This is a genomic window from Microbacterium sp. AG238 (assembly GCF_003610405.1).
Lineage (GTDB): Bacteria > Actinomycetota > Actinomycetes > Actinomycetales > Microbacteriaceae > Microbacterium.
On sequence record NZ_RAQC01000002.1, the window covers coordinates 32,707 to 49,514 of the forward strand.

A 16,808-nucleotide genomic window follows, 5' to 3' on the forward strand; every position below is an offset into this window, starting at 1 on the left:
CCTTCGAGGATCGCGGGGTCGCGTCAGTTGTTTCCGCGCAGGATCGCGATGATCCGCAGGATCTCGACGTACAGCCAGACGACCGTGACCATGATGCCGAACGCGCCGACCCATCCGAATTTGCGCGGTGCGCCGTTGCGGACGCCCTGCTGGATGTTGTCGAAGTCGAGCACGAGCGAGTACGCCGCCATGATGACGACGAGCACGCCGATGATCAGCCCGAGCGGGATGCCGGCGATCTTCATGCTGTGCAGACCGAACATCATGCCGCCCGGGATGACGCCGAAGAGCATCAGGCCGACGTTCAGCAGCGAGAAGACGAGGTAGCCGAGCATCGCGATCATGAAGATCTTGGTCGCCTTGGCCGAGGCCCGGACCTTGCCGCTCGCGAACAGCGCGAGGGTGACGCCGACGACGGCCAGCGTCGCGAGAGTCGCCTGCATCACGATGCCCGGGAAGATGAACTCGAGGTAGGCGGAGATGCCGCCGACGAAAAGCCCCTCGAAGGCCGCGTACGCGAAGATCAGGCCGGGGCGGACCTTCTTACGCGACGTGAAGGTGATGACCATCGCCAGGACGAAGCCGCCGAGCGCGCCGATGATCCACGGGAGGAGCGTCGGGCTGGGGTTCAGGCTCGTGCGGTCGACGGTGGACAGCGTCCACACCCAGCCGACGGCTGCCGTCACGAGGAGGATGGCGAAGAGCCCGAGCGTCTTGACGACGGTGTCTTCGACCGTCATGCGGTCGGTCTCGCGGGCACCGGCGGCCGGCGAGGCGTACATGCCTTCGAGCTGCGCCTGTGCGGCGACGTCCACACCGGCGTGCTGCGCCGAGGCGGTCTGCATGCCGGGAGCGGCGGGCGGCGTCAGACCCGGCCGCTGCTCCTTGAACGCGGGATTGTCGAATGCGGGGTTATTGAGGGCCACTGCTCTCACACTCCAAGTCGAGGGTCGACACAGCTGGATGCCGTGTCCACCCAGCCTAGGGGAACCGGTTCCCGCGGTGCGCGTTCCCCGCTGTGAGCAGGCCATGAAGCCGATCGCCCTCAGCGAAACACCGCGGGCCGGCCCTAGCCTGAGACGGTGCCTCGCCCCCTCGTGATCGGACACCGCGGTGCGCCCGGGTACCTCCCCGAGCACACCCGCTCGTCGTATCTGCTGGCGCTCGAGAACGGCGTCGACGCCGTCGAGCCCGACGTCGTCTTCAGCCGGGACGGCGTCGCGATCATCCGCCACGAGAACGAGATCGGCACGACCACCGACGTCGCCGACCACGCCGAGTTCGCGGCGCGGCGTACGACGAAGACCGTCGACGGCGCCGCGGTCACCGGTTGGTTCACCGAGGACTTCACGTGGGACGAGCTGTCGCGGCTGCGGTGTCGCGAGCGACTCCCGCAGCTGCGGCCCGACAGCGCCCGGCGTGACGGCGCGGAGCCGATGCTGCGGCTGCGAGACCTCTTCGAACTGGTCGCGGACTTCGCGGAGCAGTCCGGGCGCCGACCGGGCATCGTGGTCGAGATCAAGCACGCGACCTTCTTCGAGAGCGCGGGCTTCGACGTCGCCGGCCTCGTCGGCGCCGAGATCGAGGCGGTCCGCGCCGATCTCGCAGGTCTGCCGCTGTGGATCGAGTCGTTCGAACTGACGATCCTCGACCGGCTCGCCGACGCCGGAGTCGCCGGAACGCGGATCTTCCTCCTCGAGGCCGACGGCGCCCCGTACGACCTCGTCGCCGCCGAGGGCGAGCATGCCCGCTGCTATCGAGCGTGGGCATCGCCCGCGGGGCTCGATGCGCTGCGCGGCCGCGTCGCCGGCGTGAGCCTCGACAAGCGGATGATCCTCGACCCCGCTCAGGGTGCGGACGGCGGGCGTGTGCTCGTGGACGCAGCGCACGAGCGCGATCTGGTCGTCTTCACCTGGACCGCGCGGCCTGAGAATGCCTTCCTCGTCCGTCGGCATCGACGCCGCGGCGGGCGATCCGCGTGGGGTGACTACCGCGCCGAGTGGGCCGAACTCGCGGCATCCGGCGTCGACGGTGTCTTCGTCGACCACCCCGATCTCGGTGTCGACGCCTTCAGGAACTGACGCCGGCGCTTGTCACGGACTTGACATCGGACGCGCCGGGTCGGGAGGGTGATCGTCGTCGGGCGAGCGGATGCCCGCGGATGAGGCCCGATGCTCAGCAGACCCCGGATCCAGCCGTACGCCCAGTACCTGATGGCGGTGTCGACCGCGATGATCTCCACGACCGTCGCGATCGTCGAACCCACGCGCATCACCGTCGCCTATGTCATCGGCGCGGGCGTCATCCTCGCCGCCTGCATCGCCATGGGGTTCGTCTGGCATTACAAACCGACCCGCGGAACCGTCTGGGTCTGCATCGTGCCGCTCGCCTCGATCCTCGCCTGCGCCCCCATACGCAGCAGCGCGATCGATCTGCTGCCGGTCGCCGGGATGCTCGTGATCTTCGCCATCGCCTGGCTCGCGTTCGCGTTCCCGCCGGTCGTCGCGGCGCTCGGCGTGGTGGTCGCGGGGCTCCTGCCTCTCGCAGCGGACCCCGCCGTCCCCGCGGGGCTCGGCGAATGGCTGTCGCTCGTGACGCTGCCGGCGCTGCTCGGCCTGTTCGCGATCGGTACCCGTTTCGTCGCCATCGACCTCCGCCGTCAGCGCACGACCGTCCACAGCACCACGCATCGACTGGCCGAGGCGCTCGAGTCGTCGGGTCGAGCCGACGCGACCCTGCGTCAGCTGCTCGACACGAGCCCGGACGCCATCGTCCTCTTCGGCGACGACGGCGCGGTGCTGGTGGCGAACGCCCCCGCACGCGCGCTGGCGCGCCGCGCCGGGATCGAGATCTCGCTCGACCAGGACGGGCGCGGCGCCGTCTACGAGGAGGACCGGGTCACACCGATCGCGTGGGGACCGTACCTGCGCGACATCATCGTCTCGGGCGAACTCGCCGACGCGCGTCGGGTGTGGGTCGGCGAGCCCGGCGCCCAGGTGGCCCTGCGTTTCGTCGCCCGCCCCATCGCTCTCGACGGCGAGACCATCGGGGTCCTCGTGGTCGCTCAGGATGTGACCGAGCTGATCGAGGCTGTCGCCGTACGCGACCGCTTCCTCGACACGGTCGGCCACGAGCTGCGCACTCCGCTCACGGTCATCCTCGGCAACGCCGAACTCGCCGTCGCCGGGGCCATGCCCGAGCATCGCGACCGGTGGGAGACCGTCCACCGCGCCGCCGAGAGGCTGGAGCGGACGGTCGAGCTCATGCTCGCGACGGGCCGCGCGGATGTGTCGCCCGGGGTGCCGTCGAGCGACGTGCGCGTGGTCGTCGACCGGGCCGTGTCCGAAACTGCCGACGGTGTTCCCGAGGTCCGGGTCACCGTGACGGGAACCGAGGCCCGGGCGCGCATCGCGGACCGCGACCTCCAATCGATCGTCGCGGAGCTGCTGCACAACGCCCGGCAGGTGTCGCCCCGCGGTGGCGAGGTGACGGTGGCGATCACGAACCGTCCCGACGACATCGTGATCGCCGTATCCGATGCAGGCCCGGGGATGACTCCCGCCGAGCGACGGCAGGCGTTCGAGCGCTTCTACCGCACCGCGCGTTCTCGTCGAAGCGCGGACCAGGGGCTCGGCCTCGGGCTCTCGCTCGCGAGGGGTCTGGCGCGGGCCTACGGCGGTGATGTCCGACTGCTTCCCGGAACCGTGCGCGGAACCACCGCGGTCGTCCGCCTGCCCCGAGACGACGCGCCCGCCGCCGGATCATCGCTCGATCCGGGCACCGCCGTCCCCTAGGGTGTCGGACATGCTCACCGCCGGGATCACCGTCCGCGACGTTCGTCGATCGTTCGGGCGGGTCGACGCCGTGCGTGGCGTGGATCTCGATGCCCGAGCCGGTGCCGTGACCGGACTGGTCGGCCCCAACGGCGCCGGCAAGACGACGCTGCTGCTGGTGCTTGCGTCGCTGCTGCAGCCCGATGCCGGCAGCATCCGCATCGCAGGCATCGACCCGGTCGCCGATCCGGCGCAGGCGCGCGCACGGTTGGGCTGGATGCCCGACGCACTCGGCGCATGGGGGTCGCTCACGGTGCGGGAGACCCTGGAGATGACCGCTCGGCTGTACGACCTCGACAAGCCCGCGGCGGCCCGCCGTGCGGGTGAACTGCTCGATCAGGTCGGGTTGACCGGTCTTGCCGGATCGCAGGCCCGTGTGCTCTCACGGGGGCAGAAGCAACGGCTGGGACTCGCGCGCGCTCTCGTGCACGACCCTTCCGTGCTCCTCCTCGACGAACCGGCTTCCGGGCTCGATCCGCAGGCGCGCGTCGACCTGCGCGGACTCCTGCGCGGCTTCGCGGCGGCGGGGAAGACCGTGCTCATCTCCAGCCACATCCTGTCCGAGCTCGAGGAGGTCGTCGATGACGCGGTGTTCCTCCTCGACGGCGCGACCGTCAGCCCCGACCGCGTCGCGGCGGCCGCGGGTCGCACCCGGACGTGGCGGGTGCGCGTCGCCGACCTCGAGGCGCAGGCCGCTGTGCTCCCGATAGCGACGGCACTCGGGCTCGATGTCGCGCGGGTGCCGATCGATCGCCGCGATGTGCTCATCCCGTTCGCGTCGGAGGCGGAGGCGGCGGCCGGCCTGCGCGTGCTGATCGACGCCGGCGTCGCCGTCGCGGAGTTCTCGGCCGCCACCGGGATGCTCGAGCACACCTTCCTCGATCTCGGCTCCGAGCGGAAGGAGGCGTCATGAGCATCGCGCGGCTGTGGACCGTCGCCCGCCTCGAGCTGCTCCAGCGCGTGCGCACCGTCTCGTGGTACGTGCTGCTCGGTATCTTCGCCGTCCTGCTCATCGGTGTGACGGCGCTCGCGTTCCTCGCGTTCGGCGGCATCGTCTCTCAGGCCGACCAACGCGGCGCGGGGATCTACTCGACGATCGTCATCATCACGCTGTTGCTCGTCGTGCTGGTCTCACCGACGCTGAGCGGCAACTCCATCAACGGCGACCGGGATGCCGCGACCCTCGCACCCGTTCAGGTGACCCTCGCGCGCACGTCCGAGATCCTGCTGGGCAAGGTGCTCGCCGCCTGGATCACCGGGCTCGCCTTCGCCGCCGTCGCGGCACCCTTCCTCGTCGTCGCGACGCTGGCCGGGGGAGTGGACCCCGTCGTGGTCGTGGTGTCGCTGGCGGTCCTCATCGTCGAGATCGGCATCATCGCCGCGATCGGGGTCGGGCTCAGCGGCCTGATCGCCCGCCCCCTCTTCTCGGTGGCGGCGACCTACCTCGTCGTCTCCGCCCTCGTCTTCGGGACGCTCATCGCCTTCGGCCTGGGCGCGACCGCGTTCTCGAGTGAGGCGACCACGACCTACCGCCCGGCGATGTACAACGCCGACGGCTCGCCGCAGTGCGTCGACGGCGCGGACGACTGCTGGAACGATCCGGCCCGCATGGTGTGCGGCGCCCCGCAGGACTCGACGTACACCGTGCCGCGGTTCGACCGCGTCTGGTGGGTGCTCGCGGCCAATCCCTTCGTCATCCTCGCTGACGCGACGCCCGCCGAGTACAACGGATACGGCCAGCCCGTCGACCTGTTCGGACAGATCGCGTCGGGAGTCCGCCAGGCGCAGATCCCGCCCGACCTCGCGACGGTGTACGACGAATGCCGACCGACCATGCGCGATGACGTGGCGACACCCGCCGAGATCCGCGATCGGACCGTGCCGAGCTGGTTCGTCGGACTCGGCGGCCAGATCGTCGTGGCCGGCCTGCTGGTGGCGGGAGCCTGGTCGCGGACGAGGACGCCGGCCCGAGCCCTCCCGCCGGGAACGCGGATAGCGTAAGAGAGCCATGGTCACCGAACTCGACATCAGCCGCCGCGAGGCGATCGACGCCTACCACGTCATCGGCGAGGCCCCCGCGCCCGACCTGCAGGGGATCGTCCGCCTCGCCGCCACGGTGTGCGGCGTCGACACGGCCGTCATCAACATCATCGACGACCGGTCGCAGCACCAGATCGCCGCCGTCGGCTTCGAACCGGCCGTCTGCTCGCGCGAAGACTCGATGTGCGCCGCGGTCATCGCACGCCCCGGACGGGTCGTCGTTCCCGACGCCCGCCTCGACGACCGCTTCTCCGCGAACCCGTTCGTCACCGGCGAGGTCGCCCACGTGCGGTTCTACGCGTCGAGCCCCCTCATCACCCCGGCGGGTGTCGCGATCGGCACGCTGTGCGTCTTCAACGACTCCGTCGGCGATCTCGACGAGTCCTCGCGTGATGCGCTCGACCTGCTCGCGCACCAGGTGGTGGACCTGCTCGAACTGCGCCGGATCAGTCGTGAGCTCAGCGAGTCCAACGATCAGCTCTCACGCTTCGCGGGGCAGATCAGTCACGACCTCCGCAATCCGCTCACGGCGCTCACCGGCTTCCTCGAGCTCGCGATCGACAGCCCCGACATGGACAACGCTCCCGAAGCGGCGCGGGTGCTCGCCCGTGCGGAGTCGGCGGCCGACCGCATGAACGCCATGATCTCGGACATCCTCTCCTACGCCCGCGTCGGCGGCGCGAGCCCGCAGCGGAAGCGGGTCGATCTGGATGCCGTGATGCACGCCGTCGTCGAGGACCTCGATGCGCAGATCTCCGCCTCGGGCGCCGATGTCAGCCAGGACATCGACGTGCAGCCGGTCGGGGATCCCACCCTCCTGCGTGCGGTGCTTCAGAACGTCGTCGCCAACGCCCTGAAGTTCACCGCCGCGGCCGAGCTCGCGCCCCGGGTGCGGGTTGAGGCGCACGCCGTGCCCGGCGGGTGGCGCATCACCGTCGACGACAACGGCCCCGGCGTGCCGCCGGAGGACCGAGAGCGCGTGTTCGCGCTGATGGAGCGGGGCGACTCCGACGTCGACGGACTCGGGATCGGCCTGTCGACCTGCCGACGCGTGATCCAGGCGCACGGCGGGCGAATCGGTCTCGACGACTCGCCGCTGGGCGGCGCCCGCGTATGGATCCTGCTCCCCGACGCCGCGGCCGCATCGGCCGCCTGAGGGAGGCGGCTCAGCGGCGCAGCGTGTGCGACGGGTGCTCGCCGTACATCGCGGCGTAGAGCTGGGCGAAACGACCCGTGTGAGCGAAGCCCCAGCGCAGCGCGACATCCCGGACCGTCGTCGAGCCGGGAGGCGCAGCGCGCAGCTCGCGATGAGCTCCCTCGATGCGCAGGCGGCGCAGATAGGTGCTCGGCGGGATCTCGAAGGCCTTGTGGAACGCGCTCTGGAGCGCTCGGACCGATGTTCCCGAAGCGACCGCGATGTCGCTGATGCTGATGGGGTTGCCGACGTTCTCCTCCATGAAGGCCACGGCCCGGCGGACGGCGCGCGCCGTCGGGCGGCGACGTTCCCCCTCGTCCGGGTCGATGAGCGGGAATGCCGTCACGAGCGACGCGACCGCCTGGTGGATGAGTTGAGTCCGCATGAGCGGCGACGCCGCGACCTTCTCGTCGGCCAGGATGGTCGCCTCGAGGAAGCGGAGCGTCTCGGCGACGAGCCGCGGGTTCTCGGCCCGGCGGTTCAGCCCGGCGAACTGCAGGTTGCGCGGGTCGTCCCCGATCAGTGCGCGCAGCACATGGTCGAGAGTCTCGACGGTGATGCTGAAGGTGCGCAGGTGCAGCTGCCGGAATTCGGCCGTGAACTCCGTCTCGGGCGGCACGACGAAGGGCGTGCGTCCGTCGCCGGACTCTCCGCCCACATGCCAGCGATGGCTGCCCTGGGCCGCGTGCGCGACGATGATGCGGGGAAACGCGTGCGTGGCCGAACGCATGGTGCCGGTGAAACGGATCGCGGCGGCCGCCGCTTCGGGGTGAGCGAGAGCTGCCATCTCGTATCGGAACGGCGTGGAACCGTCGACCGCGAGAGAGACCGAGGACTCGTAGAGCGAGCTGATCGATTCCTGTGCCCGACCGGGGTCGTCGGTCTGCAACCCCCGTCGAACGGGCTGACTACTCAACACCGAGCTTGTCGGTCGCGGACTCCGCCGGCTCGGGAACGACGTAGAGCCCGGTGGGCGAGTTGGCCGTGTACATCAGCGCCTCGAGCCAGGCGCGGTTGATCGCCGGGGTGCGACTGCCGTGGAAGGTGAAGACGAGGGATGCCGCAGAGTGCATCCAGACGGTCGTTCGGCCCTTGCCGACGCTGACATCGTCCTTCCAAGTGAAGAAGAACGCCTCGCCTCGTCGGAGCTTGGCCCCGATGGTCATCTGAAGGTGTGCGAGCGTGCGGTCCTCGATGTCGAGGCGATTGTTGCCGTCGTAAACAAACCTGCCCAATATTCCTCCTCGCGCGCCGATGGCGCGATCAACAGCTTCCGCGATCGAGTCGGTGGGGATCGCGGAAGAATCCGATCCGCGCGCGCTCGATCCGCGACGCGCACAGCCGCGCTGTGCTTCCGCAGGTTTGAGGCAGTTCTCAGGAAGGGGGAGGGGGTTGACTTTCGCGGCCGGATGCGCAAAGCCTCAGTCGCCGGGGATGTCGGCGAGGGTGACGTCGACACCGGGAGTGATGAGCAGATCCGTCGTCTGCGCGACGCCTTCACCGTCGTTGACGGTGAGCCATCCGTGGCCGATCGCGAGCGCGGCGGCGATCTCGGCGCGGATGTCGTCGATGTCGCGTCCGCCGATGCTGTAGGGGCGACCGCCGTAGAACACATCGACTCTCTTGGACACGGCATCCGCCTCTCGCTCCACCGGCGCTGAGCGCGCCGCGTCAGGCGAGACTACCGACCCCTTCGTCGGGCGCAAGGGGATGCCGGTCGTGCGTTGCGGGCGTTAGGGTCGGGCCGGACCGGAAGGACAGGTGATGGGCCGTTTCATCTACGAGAATCAGATCCGAGCCGATTTCGAGGACCGGACGCTCGCGCACCTCCAGACGGTGATCACCACGAAGCTCCGTCGTGGCGAAGCCTTCACCCTCACCTGGAAGGACGACGTGAGCATCGGAGACGGCCGTACCACCGTGTGGCTCCATCCGGGATGCGGGCTCGTCTTCAAGTACTACGGCTCGCGCACGCCGGCGCTGAACCGCACCTGGCTCGAGGCGCTGACCTACACCGCCAACTCGCCGACCGGCCTGTACGTCGTGCCGGAGCCGCCCGACTCGTCCCGCGGGCATGCATTCCCGGACGGGTCCGAATAACCGGGCGGGCACTTCGCGCCTGAACGGCTGCCGTGCATCGTCCGTGAGAGCCGGGCATATACCGCTGCGGCGATCCAGCGCTCCGTAGTGTGGGCCTGAAGCCGTCGGCATCCGCCTTCCGCTCCCCGACCTTCCCCGGTCACGAACGAGTCAGCAGGTGCTCTCATCGCTTCAACCGTCGTCGAGTCGCGTCTCGGCCCCATCCGCACCACCTACGCCGGAACCGCCGACTTCCCGCCGATGGCCAAGGCCTTCACCGATGTCTCCCGCGTCGTCCGCGAATCGGGCCTTCTCCGCCGCACCCCGTGGTTCTACGGGATGGTGGGCCTCGCCCTCGTCCTCGCCATCGGCGGCTGCGTGACCGGCTTCGTCCTGCTCGGCGACAGCTGGTTCCAGCTGCTCATCGCCGCAGCGCTCGGCATCGTCTTCACACAGGTGGCCTTCCTGGCGCACGAGGCCGATCACCGTCAGGTGCTCGCCTCCGGGCCTGCGAATGACCGTCTGGCCCGCATCCTCGCTGTCGGCGTGGTCGGCATGAGCCTGTCGTGGTGGACGTCGAAGCACGCTCGGCATCACTCGAATCCCAACAAGGTGGGCAAGGACCCCGATATCGAGATCGACACGATCTCGTTCATCGAGGAGGATGCCGCCACGGCTCGCGGCGTCCGCCGGTTCATCACCCAGCGCCAGGGCTGGTTCTTCTTCCCGCTGCTGCTTCTCGAAGGCCTGAATCTGCACGCCCTGTCGGTACGCCACCTGTTCAGCCGCGGCCCGGTGAAGAAGCGTGCGCTCGAGATCACGTTGATCCTCGCGCGCTTCGCGATCTTCGTCGCCCCGATCTTCATCTTCCTGCCGGTCGGCATGGCATTCGCCTTCTTCGGCGTCCAGGTTGCGGTCTTCGGGTTGTACATGGGTGCCTCGTTCGCCCCGAACCACAAGGGCATGGCGATCATCGCGCCCGACGCGAAGCTCGACTTCTTCAGCAAGCAGGTGCGCACCTCGCGCAACATCGGCGGCGGCTGGTGGGCGACGTGGCTGATGGGCGGCCTCAACTACCAGATCGAGCACCACCTCTTCCCGAACATGCCGCGTCCCGCCCTCGCCCGTGCCCGCGAGATCGTCAAGGACCAGTGCGACGCCCTGAACGTGCCGTACACCGAGACGACCCTGTGGCGGTCGTACGCGATCGTCATCGATTACCTCAACCGCGTCGGGCTCGCGGCACGCGACCCGTTCGACTGCCCCATGCGCGCCGAGCTCCGCCGCGCCTGACGCGCAGCATCCTCGACATCGGCCACGGCTCATACTGAGTCCGTGGCCGATGTCGATTCCGAACGCTGGCTCGTCATCGACGGGCGACGCTGGCGGCGCACCGACCCGTCGTTGCCCGACGACATCGTCGCGGCGCTGAAATCGCACCTCGGACGGGGCAGGTCGGCGGTCGGAGCGGCCAAGCGTCGCGGAGACGACGACGCCGTGGCGGCGGCACGCGAACGCGTCGGGCTCGCCAAGCACGGCCTGGGGGAGCGCGGTCCCTACTGGTGGGACGAGCCCGAGGACGAGCGTCTCGGCCGAGCGCGAGACGCCCTCCGGCGGCTCAACGCGCTCGACGGTCTTGCCGGGGAGTGAACTCGAATGGACGCGACGGCGGGAGTCGAACTCAGGCGGGCGATTTCGGCCTTGTCGCGGAACTCGGGAAAAACCGCGTAATTACGCGGTAATTTTGCTTTCCTCGGGAAGGCTCAATCCGGCTCGTTCGGGGTGAATCTCTACCAAGTGTGGGCAAAATGTGGGCAAACCGTCAGCGATGTCCTAAGACATCAGAGTCCCGAGACATCACAGTCCTGATGGGTCACAGGGCTGACACGGAACGGTCCTGACTCATAGCAATGGGAACAGTCCATGTGTGGCCCGGTTCAGGTGCACAGTCGGTCACATTTCTTCAGCGAGCTCGCGCTCTCGGCCAACCAGGAAGTGAGGCGGCACGCCACTGGTTTCTATACGCTCAGGCTGGCCCGTCCCAATGGCGTCGAGTATCGGTAAGGGGTGCAGAGACTAGCGACTTGCGAGCGCCGACGAGGGGCGGCAGTCTGTCGCTGGCTCTCACAGTCCCCAGCTGGCAGCCGCGCCCGGCAGCAGCCGAAGGGTGGCGCGGTTGCTCTCGATGCCGCCGCCGAAGTTGAAGCTGGCTCCGATAACTTGTCCGACTTCCTCGACGAGCGGATCGGATACGAACACCAACATGCCGGTCCAGAAGATCGGGACGGCCGGCTGGAACGCGATTCGATCCTCACCGAGGAAGTCGAGGTCTGCTGCGGCTCCAACGTCCTTGGGGTGTCCGTATGTCACGAGCTGTGGCAGCACGTCGTCAACGGCGAAATCGACCATGTCCGCCGCGTCGGTGAATGCCTGCGCGTAAGCCGCTGCGCCGTCCGTTAGTCGTGCGACCGCGTCCTTCATGTGCTCCTCACGGAACTGATGGCGTTTCAGCGCGAAATGCGGCTCGAACTCATCGACGCGTTCAGATGACAGTTCGGCGCGAAGCTCCTTGCATTCGGTGCGAAGCTGTTCGTGGTCGGGCGCGGTCAATGCGGCACGGGCGACGGCGAGCCGTTGCCAGGACTCTGACGCGCGAAGAGCTGAGGCCAACTCCTGTAGTTCGTGGCTCGCGTCGATGCGTTCGGCCCCAATGACAAGGTCCGGTGGACGTGAGAGCTGGAAGCCGCGGGCCATGTCCGCGCGTGCCCAGACCGCCTTCCAGGTGAACTCGTGTGTGGTGAACGGGGTGTTGGCGACGAGCTGGGGTACTCCAAGCAGGGGATATCCGGGGAGCTGAGCGCGAAGCCACGCCAGTTGAAGGCGGAAGGCGACCTCGACTTCGTAGGCAGCGAGGAACCATGCATCGAAACTGTTTGGCCTCGTCACGTGCTCCCACATCGGCTGGGTCATCAGGTACCTCAGCTCCGAATTGAGGCGTAAGGCGTGCGCATGCATACCCCCCGCACGAAACTCGGCGAGCATCTCCGTGAGGCGGTCCTTCGACGGGACGCCATCTCGCGGCATGACTGAAATCACACGCCGCACGGTCTGGGAGTGCCGCCACTTATCGGCGAGGTCGCTCACCGCAGTCCAAATATCTTTCGTCATGCGAGCCATCCCGATGTGTCTGTGAGCTGGTGAACGGCTTCTCGGATGTCCGTTGCCGCGGCATGTGCCGGACCACCGTCGAGGAAATGTGATGCGGTCGTCTGACCGAGCCGCTCGACGGGCGCTTCCGGGAGCAGGCGAGTCTCGACTGTCTCGACGTAGGACATCGGCCAATCTTCAACTCCCCAGATCTCATCGCTATCGCCGATGTAGAACGTGAGGCCTAGCGGTCGCAGCCGATCTAGCAGTTGGGAACGTTGCTCGTCGGGGAAAGTGTCGAGGAGAGCATCCAGATTGAGTTGACGCTGTCGAACGAACTCTTTGACCTGGGTTCGAGCGTCTGCGATAGATCGCGGGCGGCGCGATAGAGCGGGCGGCACTGAGTCCAATCGACTGCGTAGAGCCAGTCGCCAGAGTCGTACGGCCGCGTACAGAGGCCCGCGTTCGCGTTCAACGACCGTTTCTCCGATGGTCATACCGGAGTCATCGGTCGCACGCAGGACCCACCGACCGTCTAGCGCTTCTTTCGCGTGGACATTGCAACCGGTTAGCCCGAGAAGTACGTCCAGCAGCGTAGCGATCTCGTGTGCGTAGCTGCCGCTGCCGGGGAAGCGGTGATCCGTGCGTGCGATGCGCACGGACAGGAACGGAAGGTCTCGTGAGACGAGGTCAGAGACATCGACGCCGAGCTCGCTTGCGAAGACCACCCATTCTGACTGGGTCGTGCGCAGAGCGGAGGGCAGAGGGGAGAGACCGGCAGCCACTGCAGTCCCCGCAAGGTAGTCAGCGAGCGAGTCGTGAAACGGTGCAACCACACCCATGCCTACTTCGGTAACTAGTCCAATGCGGAGGGCCGCAGCGCGTGCGCTGGCGCCGTCGGTCGCAGACGGGAGAGTTTCTGCTACCTCGTCTGTGCGGGCCACCCATTCGTATCGGTCGGAGTATCGACGTTGAGCAGTGAGAAGCTGAGCGAACACGACACTCAGGACCGGCAAGTAGGTTCGGGCGTCTACGGATGGAGCCCGTTCGCTCAGGTGCGACAGGAACTTCTCGTAGACGGCGCTTCGAGATAGCTCGTCCGTACCTCCCGCGCCCGCTTGAAGGTAGATCTTAAGGAGCATTGGGTTTCGTACGCCATCTCCCAGGACACGTTCTGCGCGAGAGCGGATCTGTGCAAATCCGGGCGCGGCCGGGTCAGCAACCGACTTGATGAGTCGCTCCTGATCCGACTGTGTGAGTGGCGTGACTGTGAAGGCTTCGTGTGCAGGGGCTGGCTCCAGCAGACGGCGCAGCGCCGCGGGGTCGCGCCCGACCAGCACGACCGACGCGAGGCCCGGCCGGTTGAGAAGCGGTTTCAAATCCTCTGCGAGACGCTCAAGTGTGGCATCGGGAATCTCGGAGACGCCGTCGATGACGACAACAGAGTCCGGATCAGCGAGTACTTTCCGGCCAGCGTAGGTGGGAATCGCCGTTCCCGTGCTGAAGCCGAGCGCATCGGCGACGAGAGCTCCGAGGTGTCCGGGTACGTAGGTCTCGGCACGGCAGACCACAACTGCACGCCCAGTGGCTGCGGCTGATGACTGGAGCATCTGTATCGCGCTGGACTTGCCGGTGCCGGTCGGTCCCGACAACGATGCCGTCTTCGACAGGAGGAGTACGTTCGGGTCGACAGCGGGCTCGCCTTCGCGCGTGGCTAGCGTGAGAGGAACGAGGTTCGGCGGGGTGCTTGCCACCGTCGCCAGGTACGACTCTTTCAGTGCGCTCGCCCACTGGTACTCGGCTCGTTCGCCACTCTCGCCGCCCACCAGCGTCTGGAGCTCACTTGCGGTGAACAACCGCTCCGCGGGGTTGTTCTGCGCCGCTCGCTCCATGAGCACCCTGACTAGGGTGTCGACACGCTGTACGGCTGTTTCCTCCCTGTCGCGTAAGAGTGGGTCGAGCCGTGCAGCGATGCGTCGCTCGGCAGCTTCGAGCAGAGCGCCGACGGAGGACAGATCGACGCGAACGCGCGCGAACGTCAGGCGTTCCGCGAGATCCTCGGAGATGTCCAGTTCTTTCGCCAGTCGCGTGGTTCGATCGGTGTCGGTGCTCGCCAGGATGTTGCTGAGGGTTTGCGCGCCGGGGCCGAGCGCTCCGTTGGTGATGAAGGTGAATGTGGCGGTTGGCTCGTTGAGGCCGGCCCAGCGGCGCATGACATCGGCAATCGGCTTCGGCGTCCATGGAAGGCCCGAGCGGCTCTTCATCTGGTGGGCACTGATGAGATGGCCAACCGCATCAAGCACTTCGACGTCCACGACATCGTCCGTGCCCTCCACGCGAAGCTGATGCTCGGGATGCTGCTCGACGATTTCGATGGCGAGGTGGATCGCGTGGGCCTGCTGATACGCGATTCCGCGAATCGTATCTGTGCCTGCCACGGGTCCTCCCGGGTGTGACGATAGCGGACGCCTCCGACAGTGAACGGTTGGTGGGCAGCGTCGGTTCTTGGCGAGCCCAGCCGTGATCGGGCCGAGTCGGCCCATTGACGTCGCCTCGCTGCGGCGACCGCACGGACCATAAGGCATGTGAACTGGCGGAGCACGTGCAGTCCGGAAGGATCTCGGTCTCGACCGCCGCACGGGTTCGTGCCAAATAGAGTCGGGTACCGTCGATGGCGGCCTCACCTGTGTGCATCTCGCGGGGCTGTTCCCCTCAGCGGGCGATGAAGTCGGCGGGTTGATCCGTATGCGCATCGCGCAGGGAGTGACCCTCAGTGCTCCTTGGTGTACCGTCACCGCTGTGACCGCGGACGAGATCGTTGCCAACCTTGATCGAGTTCTCCCCGAACAAGAGCGCGTTCTGGCCCAGGCGGCACGCAATGCGGAGATTGGGATTAAAGGAAACTCTGCGGTCTACAGAGCTTTCACCGACCTGGACTTCTTCGCGCTTACCGTCGATTTTGACCTTCGGGTGCTGTTGCGAAATCTTCTTGCCCATCCTCAAAGTCGGCTCACCGCCGAGAAGTTCCTGGTTCTAGCCCTCGAAGAGGCCGACGAATCGGTGGACAACATGATCAATCGGTTGCTGGGTGCTATCCGGCGCGCGGGATCGGACGACCCCGCCCATGATGCGTTCGACTTCGAGATCGTTCGAGTGGCCAAGGTCGAGTTCGACGACGCGATGGCGCCGATGAGGGCGGACACAGACTTCACCCAGACGCTGCGCCTTATCCGCAACACCGTCTCTGCCCACGTCGTTGGCGACGACGTCGGCATCCAGAATGGAGTCATATGGGTGCTCACGCGAGAGAACGTTCCGCGGAATGCGGAGGGGGTCATGCGTAGCCAAGTGGTCTACTACGCGACGAGCACGCTCTCGGCTCTAAACGGGCTGTCGCGGGCACTACGGAGGGCTGTGAAGGCTGCCGGCGACGACTGACCGCCTCGGCGACGACGTCGGTCGCCCGATCGGACGCGCGCGGTCATCGGTTGATTGGCGGTCAGGTTGCAGCTGGGCAACTTGCAGCAGAGGTCACAGCCACAGATCCCAGATCTCGTGCCGACCGTCGCCGCTGACGGCATCCACCATCCCGCGCGCGTCGGGATCAGTTCGCGACGGGCGCCATGCCCCTCCGCCCGGTGCGGGCAATCTCCGTATGTCGGTGCGGGAACTCTGGAAGAGCGGCGCGTAGCCGGCTATTTCGGCGTCCGCTCTGAACACCATGACGATCGAGCCGTCGTGCAAGGCGATCAACCGGAGCGGGGTCAAGTCGCTGGGCAGCGGTACTTGGGTCCCGGGCGCGATGACACATATCAAGATGACGGTCATCATCCCCGCTGGGGCAGGATCGATCCACTCGACTTTCGAAAGCCTTGTGAGCTCCTTGGCCCCTGGAACGATGTCGCTCGTGGGCAGGAGAATTCGGATCATCTCGGTGTAGCCGAGAGAGTCCGCAGCGGGACGGTTCCACTGACTCAGCACCCGAGACACTCCGAGCTCTTCCGCCTTTGCCTGGCTGTACTGCATACGCCAGTCGCCGCTTTGATGGAACGACCATTTGCTGTCGCCGCCGCCGTGTTCGCGCGTCGACAGGTACACGTCGTTCGTATGACGCGCGCAGGTGAGCGCCCACGTCGCGCCGTGCGCTTCCGGCGAACCTACTGAGAACCGCCACAGGTCGCCGGGTGGTTGCACATCGAATTCCATCGCGTCGTCCATCGCATCCCTCCCACTGCTGGCTGTCGGACAGACCTCACACGAGCCACCATAGATCCCGGAGTGAGGAGGTCCCGCTAAACACCGTGAGCGGCACCCCGCCGTTCGTACCCTGGTAGACCCCGCCGACGGATGCGCAGAGGCTTCCAATTCGGACGTTCGCGGACGCTCCATGGCGCCGCGACGGCCACCGAGCGCGAGCCGACGCTTGATCGAATAGACCACGAACGAGCGAGATCGATGAAGAGTGAGACAAGAACTGAAAGCAATGCACGTAGGCACCATGCCTGGTGGTGACA

The 16,808-nt window shown here is 67.3% G+C and carries 16 protein-coding genes; 9 read left to right on the forward strand and 7 right to left on the reverse strand.

Annotated elements, in window-relative coordinates; translation table 11 throughout:
* Window positions 1–23: 23 nt before the first annotated feature.
* Entirely contained in the window at window positions 24–926 is a 903-nt protein-coding gene (locus DEU36_RS11780; RefSeq protein ID WP_183045430.1) for a Bax inhibitor-1/YccA family protein, read from the reverse strand.
* Window positions 927–1,082: 156 nt separating this feature from the next.
* Between DEU36_RS11780 and DEU36_RS11785 the strand changes: the two genes are divergently transcribed.
* The 5 genes from DEU36_RS11785 (at window position 1,083) to DEU36_RS11805 (ending at window position 7,029) form a co-directional block, all read left to right on the forward strand.
* Window positions 1,083–2,081 (forward strand): glycerophosphodiester phosphodiesterase family protein, encoded by a 999-nt coding sequence (locus tag DEU36_RS11785; RefSeq protein ID WP_120264548.1) that lies wholly within the window; start codon window positions 1,083–1,085, stop codon window positions 2,079–2,081.
* Window positions 2,082–2,171: 90 nt separating this feature from the next.
* Window positions 2,172–3,794, forward strand: coding sequence for a sensor histidine kinase KdpD (locus DEU36_RS11790; RefSeq protein WP_120264549.1), 1,623 nt, complete (start codon window positions 2,172–2,174; stop codon window positions 3,792–3,794).
* A 10-nt stretch (window positions 3,795–3,804) separates the two neighbouring features.
* Window positions 3,805–4,746: an ABC transporter ATP-binding protein gene (locus DEU36_RS11795; protein WP_120265145.1), complete on the forward strand. Its 942-nt coding sequence runs from the start codon at window positions 3,805–3,807 to the stop codon at window positions 4,744–4,746.
* On the forward strand, window positions 4,743–5,834 hold the full coding sequence (locus tag DEU36_RS11800) for an ABC transporter permease (protein ID WP_120264550.1): 1,092 nt from the start codon (window positions 4,743–4,745) through the stop codon (window positions 5,832–5,834). The genes DEU36_RS11795 and DEU36_RS11800 overlap by 4 nt, the downstream gene beginning before the upstream one ends.
* Before the next feature lie 7 nt (window positions 5,835–5,841).
* Entirely contained in the window at window positions 5,842–7,029 is a 1,188-nt protein-coding gene (locus DEU36_RS11805; protein ID WP_120264551.1) for an ATP-binding protein, read from the forward strand.
* A gap of 10 nt (window positions 7,030–7,039) precedes the next feature.
* On the opposite strand, the gene DEU36_RS11810 is transcribed toward DEU36_RS11805, so the two are convergent.
* The 3 genes from DEU36_RS11810 to DEU36_RS11820 form a co-directional block, all read right to left on the reverse strand.
* On the reverse strand, window positions 7,040–7,855 hold the full coding sequence (locus DEU36_RS11810; RefSeq protein ID WP_147374400.1) for a helix-turn-helix transcriptional regulator: 816 nt from the start codon (window positions 7,853–7,855) through the stop codon (window positions 7,040–7,042).
* Window positions 7,856–7,976: 121 nt separating this feature from the next.
* On the reverse strand, window positions 7,977–8,303 hold the full coding sequence (locus DEU36_RS11815; protein WP_120264553.1) for an ATP-dependent DNA ligase: 327 nt from the start codon (window positions 8,301–8,303) through the stop codon (window positions 7,977–7,979).
* Window positions 8,304–8,489: 186 nt separating this feature from the next.
* Window positions 8,490–8,699 (reverse strand): hypothetical protein, encoded by a 210-nt coding sequence (locus DEU36_RS11820; protein WP_120264554.1) that lies wholly within the window; start codon window positions 8,697–8,699, stop codon window positions 8,490–8,492.
* 133 nt (window positions 8,700–8,832) lie between these two features.
* Here DEU36_RS11820 and DEU36_RS11825 point away from each other — a divergent pair, with 133 nt between their 5' ends.
* The 3 genes from DEU36_RS11825 (at window position 8,833) to DEU36_RS11835 (ending at window position 10,797) form a co-directional block, all read left to right on the forward strand.
* Window positions 8,833–9,168, forward strand: coding sequence for an ATP-dependent DNA ligase (locus DEU36_RS11825; RefSeq protein WP_120264555.1), 336 nt, complete (start codon window positions 8,833–8,835; stop codon window positions 9,166–9,168).
* Between the two features lie 240 nt (window positions 9,169–9,408).
* Window positions 9,409–10,440, forward strand: a complete 1,032-nt coding sequence (locus DEU36_RS11830) for an acyl-CoA desaturase (RefSeq protein WP_120264556.1) — start codon at window positions 9,409–9,411, stop codon at window positions 10,438–10,440.
* Window positions 10,441–10,482: 42 nt separating this feature from the next.
* The gene (locus DEU36_RS11835; protein ID WP_120264557.1) at window positions 10,483–10,797 is read left to right on the forward strand and encodes a biopolymer transporter Tol; all 315 of its coding nucleotides are present in this window, start codon (window positions 10,483–10,485) and stop codon (window positions 10,795–10,797) included.
* A 474-nt stretch (window positions 10,798–11,271) separates the two neighbouring features.
* Here the strand turns inward: DEU36_RS11835 and DEU36_RS11840 are convergent, their stop codons facing one another.
* On the reverse strand, window positions 11,272–12,315 hold the full coding sequence (locus tag DEU36_RS11840; RefSeq protein ID WP_147374401.1) for a hypothetical protein: 1,044 nt from the start codon (window positions 12,313–12,315) through the stop codon (window positions 11,272–11,274).
* The gene (locus DEU36_RS16020) at window positions 12,312–14,732 is read right to left on the reverse strand and encodes an ATP-binding protein (RefSeq protein ID WP_147374402.1); all 2,421 of its coding nucleotides are present in this window, start codon (window positions 14,730–14,732) and stop codon (window positions 12,312–12,314) included. Before DEU36_RS16020 ends, DEU36_RS11840 begins: the two co-directional genes overlap by 4 nt.
* Window positions 14,733–15,093: 361 nt before the next feature.
* Between DEU36_RS16020 and DEU36_RS11850 the strand changes: the two genes are divergently transcribed.
* Window positions 15,094–15,732: a hypothetical protein gene (locus DEU36_RS11850; protein WP_147374403.1), complete on the forward strand. Its 639-nt coding sequence runs from the start codon at window positions 15,094–15,096 to the stop codon at window positions 15,730–15,732.
* A 93-nt stretch (window positions 15,733–15,825) separates the two neighbouring features.
* Here DEU36_RS11850 and DEU36_RS11855 read toward each other — a convergent pair whose 3' ends face one another.
* Entirely contained in the window at window positions 15,826–16,512 is a 687-nt protein-coding gene (locus tag DEU36_RS11855) for a hypothetical protein (protein ID WP_120264561.1), read from the reverse strand.
* Window positions 16,513–16,808: the final 296 nt, after the last annotated feature.